Source organism: Arcobacter sp. F155 (assembly GCF_004116455.1).
Classification (GTDB): Bacteria; Campylobacterota; Campylobacteria; order Campylobacterales; family Arcobacteraceae; genus Halarcobacter.
The window spans coordinates 25,014-46,267 of the sequence record NZ_PDJU01000003.1; the positions used below are offsets into that span (position 1 = coordinate 25,014).

23 protein-coding genes are annotated in these 21,254 nt (G+C 29.9%); 10 read left to right on the plus strand and 13 right to left on the minus strand.

Annotated features, from left to right (window positions below):
* The first annotated feature begins 149 nt into the window (after positions 1–149).
* Positions 150–965: an OmpA family protein gene (locus CRV03_RS04690; RefSeq protein ID WP_129083993.1), complete on the plus strand. Its 816-nt coding sequence runs from the start codon at positions 150–152 to the stop codon at positions 963–965.
* A gap of 1 nt (position 966) precedes the next feature.
* A complete protein-coding gene (locus CRV03_RS04695) occupies positions 967–1,380 on the plus strand; it encodes a hypothetical protein (RefSeq protein ID WP_129083994.1) in 414 nt (137 codons plus the stop codon).
* Between the two features lie 23 nt (positions 1,381–1,403).
* Here CRV03_RS04695 and CRV03_RS04700 read toward each other — a convergent pair whose 3' ends face one another.
* From CRV03_RS04700 to CRV03_RS04735, 8 genes are all read right to left on the minus strand, one after another.
* A complete protein-coding gene (locus CRV03_RS04700; protein ID WP_129083995.1) occupies positions 1,404–1,607 on the minus strand; it encodes a hypothetical protein in 204 nt (67 codons plus the stop codon).
* A 1-nt stretch (position 1,608) separates the two neighbouring features.
* Positions 1,609–1,836 carry a hypothetical protein gene (locus CRV03_RS04705; protein WP_129083996.1) on the minus strand — a complete coding sequence of 76 codons (228 nt, stop codon included), beginning with the start codon at positions 1,834–1,836 and terminating at the stop codon, positions 1,609–1,611.
* 96 nt (positions 1,837–1,932) lie between these two features.
* Entirely contained in the window at positions 1,933–2,340 is a 408-nt protein-coding gene (locus CRV03_RS04710; RefSeq protein ID WP_129083997.1) for an ester cyclase, read from the minus strand.
* Complete coding sequence (locus CRV03_RS04715; protein WP_129083998.1) at positions 2,324–3,445, minus strand: peptidase M42; 1,122 nt, start codon at positions 3,443–3,445, stop codon at positions 2,324–2,326. The genes CRV03_RS04710 and CRV03_RS04715 overlap by 17 nt, the downstream gene beginning before the upstream one ends.
* 43 nt (positions 3,446–3,488) lie before the next feature.
* Entirely contained in the window at positions 3,489–3,743 is a 255-nt protein-coding gene (locus CRV03_RS04720) for a hypothetical protein (RefSeq protein WP_129083999.1), read from the minus strand.
* A gap of 310 nt (positions 3,744–4,053) precedes the next feature.
* Positions 4,054–4,500 carry a low molecular weight protein-tyrosine-phosphatase gene (locus CRV03_RS04725; RefSeq protein WP_129084000.1) on the minus strand — a complete coding sequence of 149 codons (447 nt, stop codon included), beginning with the start codon at positions 4,498–4,500 and terminating at the stop codon, positions 4,054–4,056.
* Positions 4,497–5,219, minus strand: a complete 723-nt coding sequence (locus tag CRV03_RS04730) for a carbon-nitrogen hydrolase family protein (RefSeq protein ID WP_129084001.1) — start codon at positions 5,217–5,219, stop codon at positions 4,497–4,499. Before CRV03_RS04730 ends, CRV03_RS04725 begins: the two co-directional genes overlap by 4 nt.
* Entirely contained in the window at positions 5,194–6,600 is a 1,407-nt protein-coding gene (locus CRV03_RS04735) for a phosphomannomutase/phosphoglucomutase (protein ID WP_129084002.1), read from the minus strand. The genes CRV03_RS04730 and CRV03_RS04735 overlap by 26 nt, the downstream gene beginning before the upstream one ends.
* Positions 6,601–6,673: 73 nt before the next feature.
* Here CRV03_RS04735 and CRV03_RS04740 point away from each other — a divergent pair, with 73 nt between their 5' ends.
* Together CRV03_RS04740 and CRV03_RS04745 are read left to right on the plus strand one after the other, a co-directional pair.
* Complete coding sequence (locus CRV03_RS04740; RefSeq protein ID WP_129084003.1) at positions 6,674–7,357, plus strand: response regulator transcription factor; 684 nt, start codon at positions 6,674–6,676, stop codon at positions 7,355–7,357.
* Positions 7,344–8,663 (plus strand): sensor histidine kinase, encoded by a 1,320-nt coding sequence (locus CRV03_RS04745; RefSeq protein ID WP_129084004.1) that lies wholly within the window; start codon positions 7,344–7,346, stop codon positions 8,661–8,663. The genes CRV03_RS04740 and CRV03_RS04745 overlap by 14 nt, the downstream gene beginning before the upstream one ends.
* On the opposite strand, the gene ccoG is transcribed toward CRV03_RS04745, so the two are convergent.
* Positions 8,656–9,993 (minus strand): cytochrome c oxidase accessory protein CcoG, encoded by a 1,338-nt coding sequence (ccoG, locus tag CRV03_RS04750; protein ID WP_129084005.1) that lies wholly within the window; start codon positions 9,991–9,993, stop codon positions 8,656–8,658. The genes CRV03_RS04745 and ccoG overlap by 8 nt on opposite strands.
* Before the next feature lie 105 nt (positions 9,994–10,098).
* Between ccoG and CRV03_RS04755 the strand changes: the two genes are divergently transcribed.
* Positions 10,099–10,728: a LysE family translocator gene (locus CRV03_RS04755; RefSeq protein ID WP_129084006.1), complete on the plus strand. Its 630-nt coding sequence runs from the start codon at positions 10,099–10,101 to the stop codon at positions 10,726–10,728.
* A 2-nt stretch (positions 10,729–10,730) separates the two neighbouring features.
* Here CRV03_RS04755 and CRV03_RS04760 read toward each other — a convergent pair whose 3' ends face one another.
* The 3 genes from CRV03_RS04760 to trxA all read right to left on the minus strand — a co-directional run bounded on the left by CRV03_RS04760 (position 10,731) and on the right by trxA (position 12,735).
* Positions 10,731–11,057, minus strand: a complete 327-nt coding sequence (locus CRV03_RS04760) for a putative quinol monooxygenase (protein WP_129084007.1) — start codon at positions 11,055–11,057, stop codon at positions 10,731–10,733.
* Positions 11,058–12,290, minus strand: a complete 1,233-nt coding sequence (locus tag CRV03_RS04765; RefSeq protein ID WP_129084008.1) for a glutamate-5-semialdehyde dehydrogenase — start codon at positions 12,288–12,290, stop codon at positions 11,058–11,060. It abuts the gene before it with no gap.
* A 130-nt stretch (positions 12,291–12,420) separates the two neighbouring features.
* On the minus strand, positions 12,421–12,735 hold the full coding sequence (gene trxA / locus CRV03_RS04770; protein WP_129084009.1) for a thioredoxin: 315 nt from the start codon (positions 12,733–12,735) through the stop codon (positions 12,421–12,423).
* 124 nt (positions 12,736–12,859) lie between these two features.
* On the opposite strand from trxA, the gene CRV03_RS04775 reads away from it, so the two are divergent.
* Entirely contained in the window at positions 12,860–13,216 is a 357-nt protein-coding gene (locus CRV03_RS04775; RefSeq protein ID WP_129084010.1) for a helix-turn-helix domain-containing protein, read from the plus strand.
* Positions 13,217–13,231: 15 nt separating this feature from the next.
* On the opposite strand, the gene CRV03_RS04780 is transcribed toward CRV03_RS04775, so the two are convergent.
* Positions 13,232–14,206 carry a YhdH/YhfP family quinone oxidoreductase gene (locus CRV03_RS04780; RefSeq protein ID WP_129084011.1) on the minus strand — a complete coding sequence of 325 codons (975 nt, stop codon included), beginning with the start codon at positions 14,204–14,206 and terminating at the stop codon, positions 13,232–13,234.
* Between the two features lie 133 nt (positions 14,207–14,339).
* Here CRV03_RS04780 and CRV03_RS04785 point away from each other — a divergent pair, with 133 nt between their 5' ends.
* The 4 genes from CRV03_RS04785 (at position 14,340) to CRV03_RS04800 (ending at position 21,251) form a co-directional block, all read left to right on the plus strand.
* The gene (locus CRV03_RS04785) at positions 14,340–14,684 is read left to right on the plus strand and encodes a helix-turn-helix domain-containing protein (protein WP_129084012.1); all 345 of its coding nucleotides are present in this window, start codon (positions 14,340–14,342) and stop codon (positions 14,682–14,684) included.
* On the plus strand, positions 14,685–15,509 hold the full coding sequence (locus CRV03_RS04790) for an alpha/beta hydrolase (RefSeq protein ID WP_129084013.1): 825 nt from the start codon (positions 14,685–14,687) through the stop codon (positions 15,507–15,509).
* Between the two features lie 176 nt (positions 15,510–15,685).
* On the plus strand, positions 15,686–19,564 hold the full coding sequence (locus CRV03_RS04795; RefSeq protein ID WP_129084014.1) for a filamentous hemagglutinin N-terminal domain-containing protein: 3,879 nt from the start codon (positions 15,686–15,688) through the stop codon (positions 19,562–19,564).
* 10 nt (positions 19,565–19,574) lie between these two features.
* The gene (locus tag CRV03_RS04800; RefSeq protein ID WP_129084015.1) at positions 19,575–21,251 is read left to right on the plus strand and encodes a ShlB/FhaC/HecB family hemolysin secretion/activation protein; all 1,677 of its coding nucleotides are present in this window, start codon (positions 19,575–19,577) and stop codon (positions 21,249–21,251) included.
* Positions 21,252–21,254: the final 3 nt, after the last annotated feature.

Genomic DNA, 21,254 nt, shown 5'->3' on the forward strand with positions numbered 1-21,254 from the left:
GTATATTGCTTTTATTTATAATCAAACCTTAGATTTTTTAATTAAATAATATCGGTAAATATTGAAAAAATAGGCATGTTTCAAAAACTTTTGATTAAAAATAAGATAAAATAATTAGAATTTAAATTAAATCAAATAAAAGATAGCGAATGAGTCCAGCAAAAAAAATATTTTTTTTATGTCTAGCATTAATTATTTTAATCGTTTTATGTGTAAATACACACCTTGAAAAACTAGCTAAAAATGCAGGAATAGAAACACAACAAGAACCTAAAACTCTAAACTTAAACACAGAATCCAAAAAAGTTGAAGAAATTGAAGAAACAGCTACTTTAGAACCTATAAAAGAAACAGAGTCTAAAGAAATAGAAACTGTAGATACTACAGAAAAAAAAGATCAAGAGTTAAATACAAGCTCTAAAACTGAGAGTTCAGAAAATCAAATAAAAAATGAATTAAAAACAACAACTGAAGAAACTGCTGAAAAAGTAGTTGAAGAAAATGAAGAGAAAACAGAAGATGAGCCTTTAATTACTACTGATAAAAAATATAAAAGAACAGGCAATGAAAAGCCTATTCAAGAGATGTCAATCAATACTCAACTTTTACAAATTAGAATTAGAGATTACGTAACAAAATATCCAATTACTTTTAGAACATCAAGTAATCAAATTACTAAAAAGAGTTTAAATACAATTAGTACAGTAGTAAAGATTTTAAAGAATTATCCAAATATAAAAATAGAAGTTGCGGGACATACAGATGCTGCTGGTTCTAAAAAGTATAATCTTGGAGTTTCTGTAAGCCGTGCAGTTGCAGTTAAAAAGCAAATGATTGCTTATGGTTTTGATAAAAATAAAATAAAAGCAAGAGGATATGGTGAAAACATTCCTATTGTAGAAAATAATCCAAATGGCTACTCAAAAGTAAATAGAAGAGTAGAGTTCAACATTATAGAGGAATAACATGGTAGAAATAGCATCTCAAATAGTTTTATGTTTAGTAATTGCGGCATTAATAGGTTTTTTCATTGGTCTAATTGTTGGAAAACTTATTGGTGAAAAAAATCAAAGCTCTATTTATAGTGCAAATACAGTTTCCCATGTTGGGGCTCAAAGTAATATCTACAATAAGCCTCTAATTAGGAGTGCCCCTAGACCTATGGGAAAGGACTCTTTACAAGAGATTGAAGGAATAGATAGAAATCTAGAAGTAAAACTAAATGAAATTGGGATTTTCCATTTTGATCAAATTGCAGAGTGGACACCAAAAAACTGCAAGTGGATTGAAGAACACCTAAAACTTGAACATAAACAAATTGAAGATGAAAACTGGCTAGTTGAAGCTAAAAACTTATCTAAAAACCCAAAAATAAGATAACACTTCTCTCTTCAGATGATGAGTTAAGACTCATCATCTAAATCATAATTATAAAACTCATCATAAGCATCATAATCAACTGTGAAAACTTTTTGATAACCTAACTTTACAAGCTCTGTATCAACATTCTCTTCAGATAGCCTATTTTTAACACTTTCTAGAACCTTTTGGATATCTTCTTCTTTTATATCATTGGCTCTTAATTCATAAATATAAGACTCAAGCATTTTATTTCCTTGAAATTAGCGTATCTGCTAAAGTAATAAAATCATTAAGCGATAACCTTACTGTTCTTAATGTAATATCTTCTAAAGTTACCTTATTCTGTGATATTAAACCAGCTGCTCCAAGATAATCTTTTCGCAGTTTAATACAATCAACAATCTCATAAACCACCCTATTTAAAGGGTTTTCAAATTCATATCTTTCAATGAACTCTTCATAATAACTTGCCACTTTTTTTCCTCATAATCACAGCAAACTACCATTAATAAAACCTAAGTTTTCTTGTTAGTATTAAGTACTCACTTTTGTGAATACACCAAATTTAATCTACTTTTTTAACTGTTTATAAAGTGCAGTTAAATCACCTAACACCCAAATACTAATTATCTTGTTATCTTCAAATTTAAAAAAAGAAGCCCCATTGTATTTGATTCTATTATTACTTGCTTCAAACTCAAATAGTTGTCCTTTATGAGTCCCATTGTAAACTGCTTTTACAGCAATACAATTGTTCTCTTCAACCATTGTTTCAATGCCATGATAGAGATTAGGAATTCCAGTTAAAACCTTATCCATATACTCTTCAAACTCTTTTTTACCTTTTGTATCAATATTTAAAGACCCATGAAATTCAATATTTTCATGAAATAAAATATCAATATACTCTTTGTTTTGTTTATTCCAAAGTTCTTCGTAATACTCTTTTACAAGAGTTTTATTAGTTTTTGTTTTCATTTTCTTTTATTAATAAATTTTTTAATACATACAATACACTTTTTACAGACTTTACAGTTGTTGTTTCCTCAACTGTATGGTAACCAGTTGTAGGTAACTGTAGAGTTGTTCCCTGTATTGAACCTTTTGACTCTTTTACTATTCTCCCAAGCTCTGTACTTCCTAAAGATAATAAAGGAAGATTCTCTTGGCTTAAAGACTTATTTATCTCTTGAATAAAATTATCCTTACAAGAGAAGGCAATATTATTCTTATGACAAAAGTTCTTTAAAAGCCTTAATAATGGAGATTTAAACCTTGCATTTGCATCTCTATTTCTTAAAACTACATCTTGAACTTCTGCTTCTTCTCTTGTATTATATGGACTTGTATCCAAAACTAATAGTTCAGAAGTTGTTAATTCATTCTTCTTAAACCAATCATATACAAATCTCCAACTTCTCCCTGCCTCTTCTTGTGCAGTAAAGAAAGCTGTACCTTGGTAACCATTTTGATATAGATAAATTATTATTGCTGCAGAGATTACATTGTCCAACTGCGCACTTATTAATTGTGAGTCTATTTCTAACTTATCTACAAAAGCAACTGGTGTTCCTGGAAGCAAATGTTCTAAACCTTTTATTTTAAACATAAGGTTGTCAATTTGCTCATTCATATAAACTTCTGTTATCTGTCCAATTCCTAGATAACTTCCCGACCAAGGTTCATATGCTTGAACCTGCTGATTTATAAACCTAGATGAGATAGCTTGATATGTTTGTTCTGAAACAGAGTTCCCTTTTAAGTCAATTCTGTTTTTACTTTGAAAAGCAGCAAATTGAAACTCATTTGGTCCTGTACAAACTAAACCATGTCTATCTATATGTGCACTTAGCATCCCTGCTGTTGGTTCATCACCTTGCGCAACTAATAAACCATCATAATACTCTGTTTTTATTCCTAACTCATCTAGTTCTCGTTTTAAATATAAGAAAAATGAGTGTTCATACCCTATTACTGATGGTACTCTAATTAACTGTTTTAATGTATCTAGAAAAGAAATATAATTCTCAACATCTTCAATCAATTTTGTTGACTTCTCAATAGATAATTTTCGAAATCTCATTTTTATGCCTTTTAAAATTGCATAGAATAAGGCATCCTAAATATTAGTTTGTAGGCTCTTCTTTTTCGATTGTAGCCTCTAAAGCCTCTTCTACTTGTGCTTGACAAGCATATAATTTAGTTTCACATTTCGAATTACACTCTTCAAAAGAACCGTTTTTCTCTTCACATTGAGTAATACATTCATCATATTGTTTTTCACATGAAGCATATTTATCTTCAATTGTTTGTTCAAAATCTGTATTTGCATTTAACATTGCAATTGATAAAAAAGCTAAAAAAGCAATTTTCTTTAACATTTATATGTCTCCTATTTAATAAGACTTTTTATTTAAACGTACTTAGAGATTTCAAGTACACCAAAAAGGAAATCAAAAGTGCACTCTAAAGTGCTTTACTTAGCTTTCCGTAATCAAGTTCCTTATTCTATATTGGAATTATAAATCCAAATTTGAGAAAAATACTTAAAAATTTCTTAAAGTGATTTTGCCTTAATAGAAAGAGGCTTTTTTTGAGCCTTTATTTAATAATTTTTTTTAATTGTAATTTTGATTTTTTTATGAGAAAGAAGAAAAAAGCTAAACTTTTTTGTAAAATTTAGCTTTTATATTAATTTTTGATTGTATCTATGAAGTTCTTTGTGCAAGTATTTATCATTGAAAAGACTTTGTCAAAGCCTTCAAAACCGTCAAAGAAGTATGGGTCAGGAACATCTTTTCCATCATAACCATAGTCACCTAGTTTTAAAACATTTTTGCAACCAAGGTTTTTTAGGTTTTGAACATTTGAATCATCAAGTCCAATTACATAATCAAACTTTTCAAAATCTTCTGTTTTTACTTGTCTTGCTCTTTGTTGTGAAATATCAAGACCATTTTGATGTGCAACTTTTATGGAGTTTTCACAAGGAGGTTCACCAATATGCCAACTCCCTGTTCCTGCACTTTCTACATAGATATCAAGACCTTTGTCTTTGATATATTGTTTTGCTGCACCTTCTGCAAGGGGTGACCTACAAATATTTCCTAAACAAACAAAGATTATTGATTTACTCATTTTTTCCTTAGTCCTATATCTATGTATTTTCTGATTTTTTTAATCTCTGATAAATCCATCTCATGCTCAATTTTATCTTTTGAGTCATTTCTGTATTCATCTCCCCATGGAGTAATAATTCCACTTCCCTTTGCCATATTATCATCTGCACCATTTGCAGTTAATACATAACATTGATTAGCTACAGCAAGAGCTTTTGTCATAGTTTCAAAGTGAGCTTTTCTTTTCACTCCCCACATAGATGGGTTTAAAATTAAATCTGCGCCTTGAACTTTTAACCAAAATTCTGGAAATCTAACCTCAAAACAGATTAAAGTGGCTACTTTAAGTCCATCTATATCAACTATTTTCATGTTTTCTAATTTCCCTTTAGTGAAATAATCAGGTTCATCACCTAAAGGAAATAGTTTGTGTTTTGATTGAGTATGTACTATTTTTTTATTATGAAAAATATACAGAGTATTATAAAACTCTATATCCTCTTTTTCAATAAGTGTTATTGCAATAATTTTATTCTCAGAGTATTTTTTTAGCTTCTTTATAGCCTTTTGAGCAAATTCTGCTGCTTCGTCCATTCTTTCATATGCAAAACCTGTTAAGCATACTTCAGGAGCTAAAATAAAAGAACCATCTTCACATGATTGAATCTGTTCTTTTAATTTTTTTAAATTCTTTTTAAAATCGTCACTTGTTTTAGTTTGCAGTGCTACTAAGTTCATCTTTCGCTTCTCTTATTAAGTTATTTAATTGTCTTTCATACTCTTTTGCTTCATTTTTATCAGTTGATTCAAATCTTGTTACAAGTACAGGAGTAGTATTTGATGCTCTTACTAATCCCCAACCCTTATCAAAAATCACTCTAACACCATCTACATCAATGATATCTCTGATTTTTGGGAAACCTGCAGGTGGATTTTGTAATAGAGTTTTTAATTTATCTATTAGGATAAACTTCTCATCCTCTGTTGTTTCAACTTTAATCTCTTCAGTAGAGTATGTTTGTGGTAAGCTCTCTATTTCTTTATCAATATCCATTCCATTTTTGATAAGCTCTAAAGTTCTAAATGTTGCATAAATTGCATCATCAAAACCATAATATCTATCATTAAAGAAGATATGTCCAGAAACCTCAGCTGCTAAATGAGCATTTACCTCTTTTAGTTTTACCTTTAAGTTTGAATGCCCAGTTTTATACATATGAGCTTCACCTCTTTGATTTATAAGGTCATACATTACTTGAGTACATTTTACTTCACCTACAACAATAGGATTCTCAATATCTTTTGAGAATAATAAAGCCATAATGTCACCTTTTACATTATGCTTTTTCGTTAAAAATGCAATTCTATCTGCATCTCCATCGTAGGCAAACCCATATTCAAAATCACCTTCTAGTCTCTTTTTAATATCTACTAGGTTCTTTTCAACACTTGGGTCTGGGTGATGATTTGGGAATGTTCCATCTGGTTCGCAATATAAACCTTCATAATTCAATTGTAGTTTATCTAAAAGAAGTGTCAAAACGGTGTCAGCTACGCCATTACCGCAGTCAATAATGATTTTTTCTTTCATTCCTTTTAAGTGAGAAAACTCTTTTAACATATAATCAACATATAAAGATTTAACATCAATTTCATAGGCTTTATCATTGTCATCAATCTCTATATTTGAAGCAATAATTTCATCACCTAAAGAGTAAATATCTTCAGCAAAGAAAGGTTTTTTATCAAAAGTAATTTTAAATCCATTATATTCACTTGGATTATGACTTCCAGTTATCATAATAGAAGCACTTGGTGTTATATCATTGTTTTCAATATTAAAAGTTTGATAGTTTGCAAAGTAGTTTATTCCCGTTGCTACCATATGCATATTTAGTACTTTACATCCAGAAGCATTTAATCCACTTGCTAAATAAGAGAAAAGTTCAGGTGAGTGAGTTCTTGCATCATAACCTATTGCAACATAAGAGTTTTCACCAAATTTTTCGAAAACTTTCTTACCAAAAAAGTATCCAATAAGTTTTACAGACTCTTTGTTTAATTCACTACCAACTATTCCTCTAATATCATACTCTCTAAAGATTGATTTATTTACCATGATTAACCTTGAAAAAATTTTGAGAATTATAACAATTATTGTGTAGTAAAGAAATTAAGAGATATAATATTAAATGCAAAAAGAACTGACAAAAAACATAAAAATATTATATGTTGAAGATGATGAGATTGCTAGAGAAAACGGTGTTGAGTACCTAGAAAACTACTTTGATGAAGTTTATGAAGCAAGTGATGCTTTAAGTGCTTTAAAGATATATGACAAACATAAACCACATATTGTTATTACTGATATTCAAATGCCAAAATTAAATGGTTTGGAGTTTGTAAAAAGAATAAGACAAAAGGATAAAGAGACACAGGTTATTATTCTTTCTGCTTTTTCAACAAAAGAGTATCTTTTTGAAGCTATTGAACTACAACTTGTAAAATACCTTACAAAACCTATTTGTGAACATGAACTTGATAAAGCCCTTGAAATATGTGTTGATACATTAAGAAATTCTAATTCAAATATTATAAAACTGGATGAAAACACTACTTTTGATACCTTTAATCAAGTATTACTTATGAACAAAGAGATAGTTAAAATTAGGAAAAAAGAGCAAGACCTTTTATATCTACTTTGTAAAAACCTAAATAGATTTGTAACCTATGAAGAGATAGAAAACTATGTTTGGCAAGATAGTGTTATGAGTAAAGATGCTTTAAAAACTGTTATTAAAAACCTTAAAAATAAAATACCTAAAGATTTAATCATAAATCTTTCTGGAACAGGTTATAAAATTGAGCCTAGATAGTTTAACGGTAATCCTTCTTTATGGAATAACTTTTGGTATTGTTATTATGACAATTGCCTATACTTTTATTAGATATATCTACTCAAAAGAGATATTTTATATCTCATATTGTTTGATGCAGGTCTTTTCTCTTATTTATATAGTTTCTTATAGTTCTTTATTTGATATTCCTCATTTTATGGAACAGATTTCTTTACTATTTGCAACTTTACTAGCCCTTGTTTTTGCCATAAACTTTTATGAGGGGAAATTTATTCCAAACTCAAAAAGCCATAAAGACTTGATAATAAATACTTTGCTTTTAAATATAGTTATTCTAACAGCCTTTTACCACTATATTCTTTTTGAGTATTTACCTTTTACAATCATTTATGCCATACTTTTTATCTCTGTGATTTTCAATATTAAAAATGTTGGACCAACACTTATTTATACTGCTGGTTGGTCAATATTTTGTTTTACTCTTTTTGTTTTTGACTTTAAAGACTATTATGAACAAAATCACCTTTTAGATATCGTTCTTATTGCTTTTGCTATAGAAGCTATTTTATTTACCTTCTCTGTTTCTCATAGATATAATCGTCTTGAACAAAAAAATGAAAACTTTGAAAATATGCTTTTACAGCAATCAAAAATGGCAAAAAGTGGAGAAATGCTAGCAAATATTGCCCATCAATTTAGACAACCACTTAATAATCTTTCGTATATTTTGATGAATATAAAAAAACGATATGAAAATGAAAAACTAGATGAAAAGTATTTCCATAAAAAATACTCTCAAGCAAAAGAGCAATTGGAGTTTCTTTCACATACAGTTGAAGAGTTTAAAGAGTTTTATACTCCTTCAAAACAGAAAGAAAAGTTCTTAGTTAAAGATGCTATTTCAAATACTATGTCTATTTTGAATGAAGATTTGAAAAAAAGAAATATCAAATATACACTTAACTTTTTAAAAGATGAAAATGTACAAATTTTTGGAAGTAAAAATGAACTTTCACAAGTTATTCTTTCACTTGTTACAAATGCAAGTGATGCTTTAAAAGATATTGAAAAACCTCTTATTGAGATTAATGTTGACTCAACTTCAGCAGATGTAATAATCAATATAAAAGATAATGGAAAAGGGATTAATAAACGAAGTCAAGAAAAACTATTTGAGCCATACTTTACAACAAAAGAAGAAGGCACAGGATTAGGACTTTATTTATCTAAACTTATTATGGAAAAGAGTTTTAATGGAAAGATTGAATTAAAACCTTCAAAAGAAGGAAGTTGTTTCTCCCTTCTTATTGAAAAGGCTATTTAAGTAAGTCCCTTCTTGGGTACATAAAAGATACTTCTCTTATAACACTTACTTCTTTATTCTCTTTAGCGAAGATTCTAATCTTTGCTTTATAAGGAGTGTCTTTTCTATTTGTTGAAGCTAACTTTCTAGTAGTATTTAAAATCAATACTGTTTTAAGTCTTTGTTTTGGCTCTAATTTAAGTGCTCTATATCTTTTCACTTCAAATCTTGGGTCAAGAACTTCTACACCAAATGTATACTCTTTTTTATTTGTATTATGAATTGTTAAAAGATAGTTATTTGTAACTGTCCCTTCTTTAATACCATATAGTTTTGTTGTTTTATTTACATTTACTAAGAAATCTTCTTTTTCACCAGCAAAGAATACAGCTAACAGTAAACAAGCTAAAAGGGATACCATATAAACAATATTTTTCATTGCAAAAAGTGGTGACCTTTTCTTATTGATTACTGTGTTTGTACTTCCCCAGTCAATCAGTGATTTTTTACCAAGTTTTCCCATAACTGTTGAACAAGCATCAGAACACTCTAAACAGTTGATACACTCAACTTGTAAACCTTTTCTAATATCAATATGAGTAGGACAAATTTTTACACAAGCTTCACAAGTAGTACACTCTTGATTTCCAGCCCATTGTTTAACATCAAATATAGATTTAGCACCATTTTCATAAATGTCTCCACCTCTATTTGTATTATAAACAACTTGTTTTGTATCATCATCATAAAGTGCTGATTGAATTCTTGAATAGGGGCATACATAAGTACAGAAATGCTCTTTCATAAAAACAATATCATATATTAAAAATAGAGCTGTACTTACTACAAACATTATCATAAAGAAGTGTTCATGTGGATCCATTACGTATCTAAAGAAGTCTTCTGGTGGAACAAAATACCACATGAAGTTCATAGATGCAACTAATGATAAAATACCCCAAATAGTTAAAGAGATATATTTTTTTATCTTTGTTGATGTTTTAGAATAGTCAATATCTTTTTGTTTGTTTTTAATTCTTCTTAGACCTAAAATTTTTGACTCAATTAAATCTCTATAAATAACTCTAAAGATAGTTTGAGGACAGGCCCATCCACACCAAACCCTACCAAACATAGCTGTCATAGCAAAAATTCCAATAAATAGAAGCATTAATAAAAATGGCATAACATAAAGCTCATTCATATTAAACACTAAACCTAAAAAGTGAAATTGCATTTTATCAAAAGATAAAAGTAATAAATGGTTACCATTTATTTTAATAAAAGGTATTACAAATACCAGTATAGTAATTATTAGATATGTTAAATATCTTCTTTTTGAATAGTTCAAATCAAACCTCCTACAGTTTATAAAAGAAGTCTATTATGAAAAGGTGTTCATTTGGTGGTATAAAGTAAGTTTTTTATATAATCTTTTCTTTAAAGGAGAAAAATAATGATAGATTTTACATCTTTATATATGTTTATAGCTGCTTCATTTCTTTTATGTTTAGCACCAGGGCCTGATAATATTTATGTTTTAACACAAGGTATGACAAAAAGTAAAAAAGCTGCAATAGTTACAACTCTTGGACTTTGTTCTGGGATTATTATTCACACCTCAGCTGCTGCTTTTGGTATATCAGTTATTTTCCAAACATCAGAATTGGCTTTTAATCTTGTAAAATACATTGGTGCAGCATATTTACTTTATATAGCTTATCAAGCATTTAGACATAGAAATGACAAATTAGATTTAAGTGTACAAGATTCAAATAATGAACTAAAAAAACTTTATGTAAAAGGTTTTTTTATGAATGTTCTAAACCCTAAAGTATCTATCTTTTTCTTAGCTTTTCTTCCTCAGTTTGTAAATCCTGAATTAGGAAATGTACCAATGCAAATGATTATTTTAGGTTTAGTATTTATGGCTTTAACCGTAGTTGTTTTTTCTTCAATAGGAATAGCAGGAAATATGTTAAGCAGTAAACTAATGGAAAACCCTAGTATCTCTAAGATTTTAAATATTCTTACTTCTTTTGTGCTAGGTGCTTTAGCAGTTAAATTAGCTCTATCTTCAAGATAGAACTAATTTACTTCATCAGAATAAACACATACATTAAAGTCTTCTACAAAACCATCTTCATCTACACAATGTGTTTGAAAAAAGTTTGCAATGTATGGTTTATTGCAGTGTAATTCAAAAGCCTCTTTTGACTCCCAAATTTCATTAAATACTATAGGAAATGATTTTCCCATTGCATTTGGATGTTCTATATGTTTTGTAACAATATATTGAATACATCCATCTTCTCTTATTGTTTGTGGTTCAAGTCCTTGTAAAACCTCTAATAACTCTTGTTCTTTACCCTCTTTTGCTTTAAATGAAGCAATACAATAAATCTTTTTTGACATCTATCTTACCTGTCCTGTTCCATAAACTTTATATTTAAATGTTGTTAAATCATTTATTCCCATTGGTCCTCTTGAGTGAAGTTTATTTGTTGAAATACCAACCTCAGCTCCAAGTCCAAAAGCTCCACCATCAGTAAATCTTGTACTTGCATTTGCGTATACACAAGCAGCATCTACTTCATTTAAAAACTTATTTACAATAGAATAGTTTTCACTAATAATAGCTTCTGAGTGTCCAGAACCATATTTTGAGATATGTAAAATTGCATCATCTACACTATCTACAATTTTGATATTTAGTTTGTTTGCTAAATACTCAGTATCATAATCATCATGGGTAGCACATTGAATATCTATAAACTTTCTTGTTGCATCACAACCTTTAAGCTCTGTTCCATACTTTTCATATGCTTCATGTAGTGGAGGTAAAATATATGCCGCTACATCTTTATGAATAAGTAAAGTCTCCATTGCATTACAAACACCTGGTCTTGAACATTTTGCATTTATTGCAATCTCAATTGCTTTTTGGTGATTCGCATCTCTATCTAAATAGATATGACAAAGTCCTTTATCGTGTTTTACAACTGGAACAGTTGAGTTTTCACTTACATACTTAATAAGTGCTTCTCCACCTCTTGGAACTATTAAGTCTACATATTTATCTTGTTTTATTAGGTTTGCAACCCCTTCTCTACTTGAATCGGGAAGTAATGAGATAGCTTGTTCTGGTAGTTTATTTTTTGCTAATACATGTCTTAAAATATTTGCAATGGCTTTATTTGAGTGTTCAGCTTCTTTTCCACCTTTTAATACACATACATTTCCACTTTTAAAACAAAGTGCTGCAGTATCCGAAGTAACATTTGGTCTGCTTTCATAAATAATACCAATTACTCCAATAGGAATAGAAACTTTTTGAATATTTAAACCATTTTCAGTAACCCATCCATCAAGAGTTCTTCCAACTGGTTCTTTTAATGTCGCTATTTCTCTAATAGCATTTGCCATACCTTCAACTCGCTCACCAGTAAGAAGAAGTCTATCTAATAAAGCTTCATCAAGATTTCCAAGTCTTCCAACGCTCATATCTTTTTCATTGCAACCTACTATATAGTCACAATTTTCAATTAAAGCATCAGCCATCTCATTTAATACTCTATTTTTTACTTCACCACTAAGTGTAGCAATCTCTTTACTAACTTTTTTTGATTCTTCTAAAAATTGTTGCATCAATTTTCCCTAATTATTTTTTGATTTGTTATTTTATCTAATTATACTTATTTTAAATATGAAAGTTTTTGAAAAAGAGGAGTTAAAGTAGCAGCAAGTCACTGCTACTTTTAAATATTGTTATTTAATATTATAGTGAGTTTAATTTATCAGCTAATGCTTGTTTAGATTGTGCACCAACTAAAGTATCAACTACTTCTCCATTTTTCATGAATACAATTGTAGGAATTGATCTAACTCCATATTTAACCGCTAAATCTTGTTGCTCATCTGTATTTACTTTACAAATGTTAGCTTTACCGTCAAAATCTTCTGCTAATTCATCAATTACAGGAGCAAGCATTCTACAAGGTCCACACCATGGAGCCCAGAAGTCTACTAAAGATACACCTTCGTTTACTGTTGCTTCAAAATTATCATTTGTTAATTCAATATATTTACCCATTTAATTATCCTTTTTTTTATTTTAATTGTTGTATATTAACTTATTAGTTGACAATTGTCAAGTATATACCGAATAGTAATATAGGCACTTTTTGGTAACTATAAACACTATAAAAGGCTTGATTATGGAAGCAAAAAACTACAACTGTTTTTTTCAATTAGCAACAGATATGATTGGTGGAAAATGGAAAGCGATGGTTCTTTGGGCACTAAAAAAAGGTGTTAAAAGAAATGGTGAATTAAAAAAACTAATTCCACAAATTAGCCAAAAGATGCTAACTCAACAACTAAGAGAACTGGAAGAAGTTGGTATTGTTGAAAGAATAGCATATCCAGTTATTCCCCCAAAAGTTGAATATAAACTAACTAAAAATGGAGAAAAACTTATCCCTATTTTACAAGAGTTACATGATTGGGGAAAAGAGTATGCAAAAGAGCATGATATAGCTATTACAAAAGATGCAAATTGTGTGATTGAATAACCACACAATTTAATATTAAATCTTAACTAAGTATCTTCCCACTGCTTTTCCAGCTAATAGTTTTTCATATGCTTCTTTTACTTCATCTAAAGAGATTTGCGTAGTTAACTCTTCTAAAGTATCAATTGCAAAATCAGAAGCTAACTTTTCCCAAGCAGCTCTTTTCTTCTCAACTTTACACTCAACAGAATCAATACCAACTAATCTTACACCTCTTAAAATAAATGGAAATACATTTGTAGGTAATTCATGAGATGAAGTTAATCCACAACAAGTTGCTACTCCATCATATTTTACTACTTTTAATGCTTCTGCTAAGATGTTTCCACCAACAGTATCAATTACACCATCATACTTTTCACTTCCCATTGGTCTTTTGTTTTCAACGTCGAAATCAGCTCTTAAAATAACCTCTTTAGCCCCTAAATCTTTTAAGAAAGGAATCTTATCTTCTTTTCCAGAAATAGCAGTTACGCAAAATCCAAGCTTGCTTAAAATAGCAACAGCAATACTTCCAACTCCACCTGTTGCTCCTGTAACAAGTACTTCCCCACTTGTAATTCCATTGTTTAAAAGCTCATTTACACTTAATGCTGCTGTTAAACCTGCTGTTCCATAAGTCATAATTTCTCTATCAGAAATACCCTCTGGAATAGTAACCACCCATGACGCTGGTACCCTTACATATTCACTATGTCCACCATCTGTATTCATACCTAAATCATATCCTGTCACAAGAACTTTTTGCCCTACTTCAAAATCTGAACTTGTTGACTTTTCTACAGTTCCTGCTACATCAATTCCAGTTACATGAGGAAATACTCTTGTAACTCCAGGATTGCCAACTGAACTTAGGGCATCTTTATAGTTTAAAGATGAGTACGTTGCTTTAATTAATACTTCATTTTCTTCTAAAGTTGGAACTTCAATATCTTGAATTCCACAATAAAATTTTTTGTCTTCTATTTTTTCTACTACGAACGCTTTCATGAATTATCCTTTGCTATTCTTGTATATTTGTTTTATATTAAAACTTTAGCTAAAATTAGACAAAGAGACAAGAACTAACTAAAAAGAAATGTACTATCTAAAAAGATAGTTAAGCGAGATAAAGGTATCTATAATGAATAAAAAAATTAAAGAATTAGAAAAAGATATTGTAAAGTGTCCAGTAGAAACTGCACTAGATGTACTTGCTGGTAAATGGAAAATATTGATTTTATGGTATTTAAGACGAGATACCCTAAGATTTAGTGAGCTTCAAAAGATGCTTCCAAGAACAACAGAAAAGATGTTAATACAAAAACTAAGAGAACTAGAAAAAGATAATATTGTCCATAGAGAAGTATATCCTGTAGTTCCACCAAAAGTAGAATATAGTTTAACGCCTTATGGGGAGAGCTTAAAGCCTATATTAAAACAACTATACCTTTGGGGTGAAGTTCATAAAGAGAAGTTTGATAAATAAATGAAATCTTTCTCTCTATTTTTATTTGTAGTTTTATTTTTTTCTGCTTGTTCTTCTATTGCTACAGTTGAAGAAAGAGTAACTACTTCAAATGAACTTATAAAAAAAAGACAAATCAAAAAAGAGATACTTCATACAAATAGCTTCTCTTTATACTCTTTACAAAAAGCTTCTTCTTGCAATACTTTAAGAGTGTATATCGAAGGAGATGGTTTATCATGGGTAAGTAGAACAAGAGTTTCTAATAACCCTACTCCTATAAACCCTCTAGCTATGAAGCTCTTTTTAAAGGATACAAGCTCTTGTAAAATCTACTTAGCACGCCCTTGTCAATATACAAATGACATTAGATGTGAAAAAAAACACTGGACTTCACATAGATACTCAAAAGAAGTGTTAAGTTCTTATTTAAGCACCTTAGATTTATTAAAAGAAAAGTTTTTAAATAAAGAGTTTGAACTTATAGGATATTCAGGAGGAGGAGCAATTGCCACACTTATAAGTGCTAAAAGAGAGGATATAAGCTTTTTATTAACAGTTGCAGGGAATATAGACCACAAATACTGGACACAAAAACATAATATAAGCTCTTTATATGGTTCTTTAAATCCACCACAGTTTGCTAAAAGTTTAGAGAAAATAAAACAAGTTCACTTAATCGGAGGAAAAGACACTATTATTGATAGCTCTATTTTCAACTCCTACAACTTTTATTTTAAAGATACTTCGAATATAAAACATACTATTTTAAAAGAGTTTACTCATCAAAAAGGATGGGAAGAGAACTGGACAGAGATAATAGATAAATATTATCATATGAAATAGAACTTATTTTAAAAAAAGTTATCAATGAAGAGACTCTACTTTCTCTAATCAAATTATTTCAGATAAACTTTCTTGACAATTCTAAAATAAAAATTAAGAAAATTATTTAATTATGACTTTCATTTGACTTTCACTTGTCAGAATATTTGAACATTCAATTAACAAGGGAAAGAATAATGAAACGACTATGTGATTTTAGCTCACGATTTAGAATCCTAAAAGGTGGGAAGATAAGCTTAGTAGTAAGTGCTTTACTTGGAACTACTACTTTATCTTTTGCAGCTCCATCAGGAGGTGTTGTAACTTCTGGTAGTGCAAATATCTCTTCGAGTGGTAATACTACAAATATCATTCAAAATACAAATAAAGTAACTATAAACTGGGATAAGTTTAATATTGCTAAAGATGAAATAGTAAACTTCAAACAACCAAATGTAAATAGTATTGCTTTAAACAGAGTAATAGGAAATGAAAAATCTATTATCAATGGAGCACTAAATGCTAATGGGCAAGTTTGGATATTAAATTCAAATGGTGTTTTATTTGGTAAGAATGCTAAGATTAATACAGCTGGTCTTCTAGCAACTACAAAAAATCTTTCTGATAATGACTTTAATAGCGGTAACTATAACTTCAAAGGTAACTCAACTGAATCTGTAATCAACCTTGGAGAAATTGATATTTCTGATAGTGGATATGCAACTCTTTTAGCAAATACAGTTTCAAATGAAGGAACAATAAAAGCTGTTAAAGGAAGTGTTAGACTAATAGGTGCCAATGAAGTAAGTATTAATCTAAATGGTAACTCAATAGTAGACTTAACAGTAAATAAAGGAGTACTTGATTCACTAGTTGAAAATAAAGGTGCTATATATGCTGATAGTGGAGAAATCTATTTAACAACAAATGCAGTAGATGAACTATTAAAAGGTGTAGTAAATAATGAAGGTATTATAGAAGCTAATTCATTAGATGGTGTTACTGGATTTGTAGAACTATTTGCCCATGGTGGTCAAGCTAAGATTGGTGGAACTATTAGAGCTAAAGAAGGATTTGTAGAAACTTCAGGGAAAGATTTTACTTTTAATGATGCAAAAATAGAAGCAGGAGAATGGTTAATTGACCCTGTTGATATTACTATAGACCAAGCTCTTGCTGATGCTATAGAGATACAACTTAATAATGGTAATGTAACAATTGAAACCGATGCAAACAATACTCCAGATACAACTAATAATGAAAATACTGATGGTGGTGGAGATATTTTTGTAACTGGAAATATTGAATATACTGGAACAAATGATAGTAGTCTTACTTTAAAAGCTTATAGAAATATTATCTTTGGTGACTCTTTTACACCTACAACTAAAGGAAGTATCTCAAGTACAAGTGCAGCACTTGATGTAACACTGTGGGCAAGAGCTGGAGGAAATAATGAAGCAACTGATGGAAGAGTTGGTTCAGTATGGCTTCCTCAAGGTTCTAGTATCTCTACAAATGGTGGAGATGTAATCATTGGTGGGGGACAAGATGCTCTAAATGGTTATGCTTTAGGGTCTTATACTTCATCAAGTGAAAATTACTCTTTATTTAGAGGTGCTATTATAAATGGAGATATTAGTGCCAATGGTGGAGATATTTCTATTAGAGGAAAAGGAGGTACATCTGACAGTATTAGTAGTGCAAGAGGTGTAAGTATTGCTGGAAATTCTAGGGTAGAAACATCTGGAAATGGAAATATCAGCATCTATGGTATAGCAAAAGGTGGTTCTGATGCTGTAGCAATTGGTGATGGACACTTTGGAGATGGAATTGAAGGAAGAGGAATCGTTTCAGCTCAAGATGGAGATATCTATATTGAAGGACTAAAGGGAAGTGGAACCAATAGTGAAGCTTTATATATGAGTAATAAGTCAGACCTTAATTCACAAAATGGAAATATTATTATAAATGCTTCTGAAACAGGAAGTATTAAAGTAAATCTACATAGTTCTTTACATGCTAAAACACTTTTTATCTTTGACGCAAATAATGTTTATTTAAATGATTTTGAAATGGGATATGGTCATATCATTGAAAATATTGTTGCTTCGAACATTGCTGGGGAGTTTAACTTTACAAATAGTGGAATTTTTACCGTTGGAAGCTTTGATTATAATACCAATACTTATGATGGACTAGTTGCACAGGGAGATATAAATTTAATATCAGAAGGTAAAGGTTCTGGTATTAATATAGATAAGAATATCTATTCTAAATCAGGAGATACTCTTATAAATGGTGGAAATCAGATAAATGTAAATACTGATCTTTCTTGGGATACTCAAAGTAAATTAACACTACAAGCAAACTCTGTAAATGTAAATGCAGAAATTAAAAATACAAACACTACCAATGGTGGAGTATATTTTGATGTATCTGATAGTAGTTTTGATGTTAATTTTGGAGAAAATGGAAAAGTTGTAATTAACAATATTCATCAATTACAATGGATGAATACAGCACTAAATGGAAAATATGAACTTGGAAGCAATATTGATGCTAGTGATACAATAAATTGGAATAATGGTGCTGGTTGGAATCCAATTGCTATAAATAGTGATGGCTTCAGTGGGTTTAATGGTATCTTTAATGGAAACAATCATACTATTTCTAATTTATATATAAATACACCAAATGCAAAGTGGACAGGTTTATTTGCATTTGTGTCAAATGGAACAATAAAAAATTTAGTACTAGATAATTTTAACATTACAGGTGATTTCTTTACTGGTTCTTTAATAGGACAAGCAAATCCAAATTCACATATTGAAAATGTTATAGCACAAAATGGTTCAGTAACAGGAGTAAGAAATGTTGGAGGATTAGTTGGTGCACTTTGGGAATCTGACTATACAATATTAAATTCTCATGTAAAAAATGTTGATGTAACAGGTTCATATATTGTTGGTGGATTAGTAGGAGGAGTAAGTTATTCAAGAATTGTAAACTCTTCAGTTCAAGGTGGTAGTGTAAAAGCCTTATTTGAAGAAAATGCAAATGATGCAAGTGGAGATGAAGTAGGAGGACTTGTAGGAAGTGCTTCTGATACTCAGATTCTAAACTCATTTGCGAATACTAATGTATCAGGTGAAAATGAAGTAGGAGGACTTGTAGGTAAACTAGAATTTTCAGCTATTAGAAACTCCTATGCTTCAGGAAATGTTTCTGGCGTATATGGTGTAGGTGGACTTGTTGGGTTTGTATTAGGAGAGATAAATGACTCGTATACACTAAATAATGTTTCAGGGAGAAGTGATGTTGGAGGATTAGTAGGCGACTTCTATGATGGAATAGTAATGAACTCTTATGCAAAAGGGAAAGTAATAGGTACTGCAACTGAAAAATATAATATTGGGGGACTTATAGGTAACTTTGTAGATGCTCCTAAAGCATACTCATCATACTATGATAAAATAGTAAATAAAAACTTATATGATGAGTTGGCTTATGGAAAAACAACAGCCCAACTTCAAAATATAAATACATTTAAAGATGGTTCAAAATATGAGTGGTCAATAGTAGAAGACTCAACCCTTGAAAAAGGAACACCTATTTTATCATGGCAAGTTGGAAAAGATGGAGATACTAAACCTATCTGGTTAATTGGTACAAAAGTTACTTCAAAGCCAACAATTGATAAACCAGAAGTTGAGACAGAAACGCCAAACAAAGAAATAGACAAAGTAATCACAACAATCGTAAATAAAGAAGCAGTAAAAGTACCAACAGCTCCAAAAGTTACTACGACACCAAACAACAGTGGTAAAAATGTAAACGTATCATTTAGTGTTGGAGAAAACAAACAAATTGTTTCAAAACCAATTGAAGGTCAAGCAACAAAAAGAGTAACACTTAGTGAAGCAAAACAGATGCAACAAGAAGTTACAGGTGAAACAGTAGGTGATGTAAAAGTTCCATTATCAAGAAGTTCACAAATTGTATTAGTAAATGGTGGAGTATCTTTACCAACTGGTGTTGAACAAGAGTTCTATGTAGCAGATGACGAAATATAGGAAAGTAAGAATGAAAACAAAAAATATTATAGCATTATCAATTATCACATCACTATCTTTAAGTGCAGCCAATGTTCCAAACATTGGTGATGCCTTAAAACAAGTACAACCTCCAAAAATAAAGAAAGAGAAAGAAGCTGAGCTTCCTTCTTTAGATAACAAAGTAGAAGAACCATTAAAACAGTTTGATGATAGTAAAAAAGTATTAATTAAAACAATTGAAGTAGAAGGAAATAAAAAGCTTTCAAATGAGAAGTTAAAAGAACTAATCTCTTCTTATGAAAACAAAGAGTTAAGCTTTAAAGATATGCAAGAAGCAGCTACTTTAATCACTAAAGCATATAGACAAGAAGGATACTTTGTAGCAAGAGCATATATTCCAAAACAAAATATCTTTTCACAAGAAGGTGTTTTAAAAATAAATGTAATTGAAGGAAACTATGGAGCATTTACCTTAGAGAATAATTCATTAGTTAAAGATGAAATTGTTCAAGGAAATTTAGATGCTATCAAAGATGAAAATATCGTTTCTACAAATACTTTAGAAAGAGCTATGCTTATTATTAATGACACACCAGGTATTGTTGTAAATAAAGCAGAAGTTAAACCAGGAAAAGAAGTAGGAACTAGTGATTTTATCATTGGAACTGAAGCTACTAAAAAATATAGTGGATATGTATTAGGTGACAACTATGGTTCTCAATATACAGGTAAACATAGAATCATGGCAGGAGCTGATATTAATTCACCGTTTAACATAGGAGATAAACTAACATTCTCAGGTCTTACATCAGAAGAGATTGGACTTATTAATGGAAGAGTAGCCTATAACTTTCCAATGAATGAAAAAGGACTAAGAGGAGAACTTAGTATTTCTAAAACTACTTATGAACTTGGAAGTACTTATGAGAATTTAGATGCATTAGGAAGTTCTGATTCTATTACTTTTAGAACAGAGTATCCATATATAAGATCTAGACTTAAAAATATAAATCTTTTTGCAGAAGTTTCATTTAATAAGATGAAAGATGAGATTCAAGAAGCAGATATACATACAAAGAAAAGTTCTAAAGTATTAACTGTAGGTGTTGATTATACTGAAGATAAAATAGTATTTAATAAGAACTCTCAATCAAGAGCTTCATTATCTTTAACAACTGGTAGTTTAAAATTTAATAGTGATGAAGATAGAAAAAGTGATGAAAATGGTGCTAATACAAATGGTAGATTTACAAAGTTAAATTTAGAGTTAGGTCAAGACTTTGAATTAACTCCTAAAATTAGATGGGAAAACTCTTTCCAAGCTCAATATGCACTAGGAGATAAAAACTTAGATGGAAGTCAAGATTTAAGTCTTGGTGGAGCTTATGGAGTTAAATATTATCCTGATGGTGAAGAGAGTGCTGAGAATGGATTTATATTTAATACAGAACTGTTTTATACGCTTCCTAACTATAAAGAGTTAAACTCTTCTGTATCTGTGTTTTATGATGTAGGTAGAGCATTTATGAGTCAAGATACTACAAATGATGCTCCTAGAACTTTACAATCATTTGGTTTAGGATATTATGGTTCATTTAAAGATATGTTTGTTAATGCTCATTTAGCTCAGAATATCAAGCATGATGTTACTTCTCAAAGAGACTACTCTAATAGATTCTTACTTCAAGCTGGGTGGGTGTTTTAATAG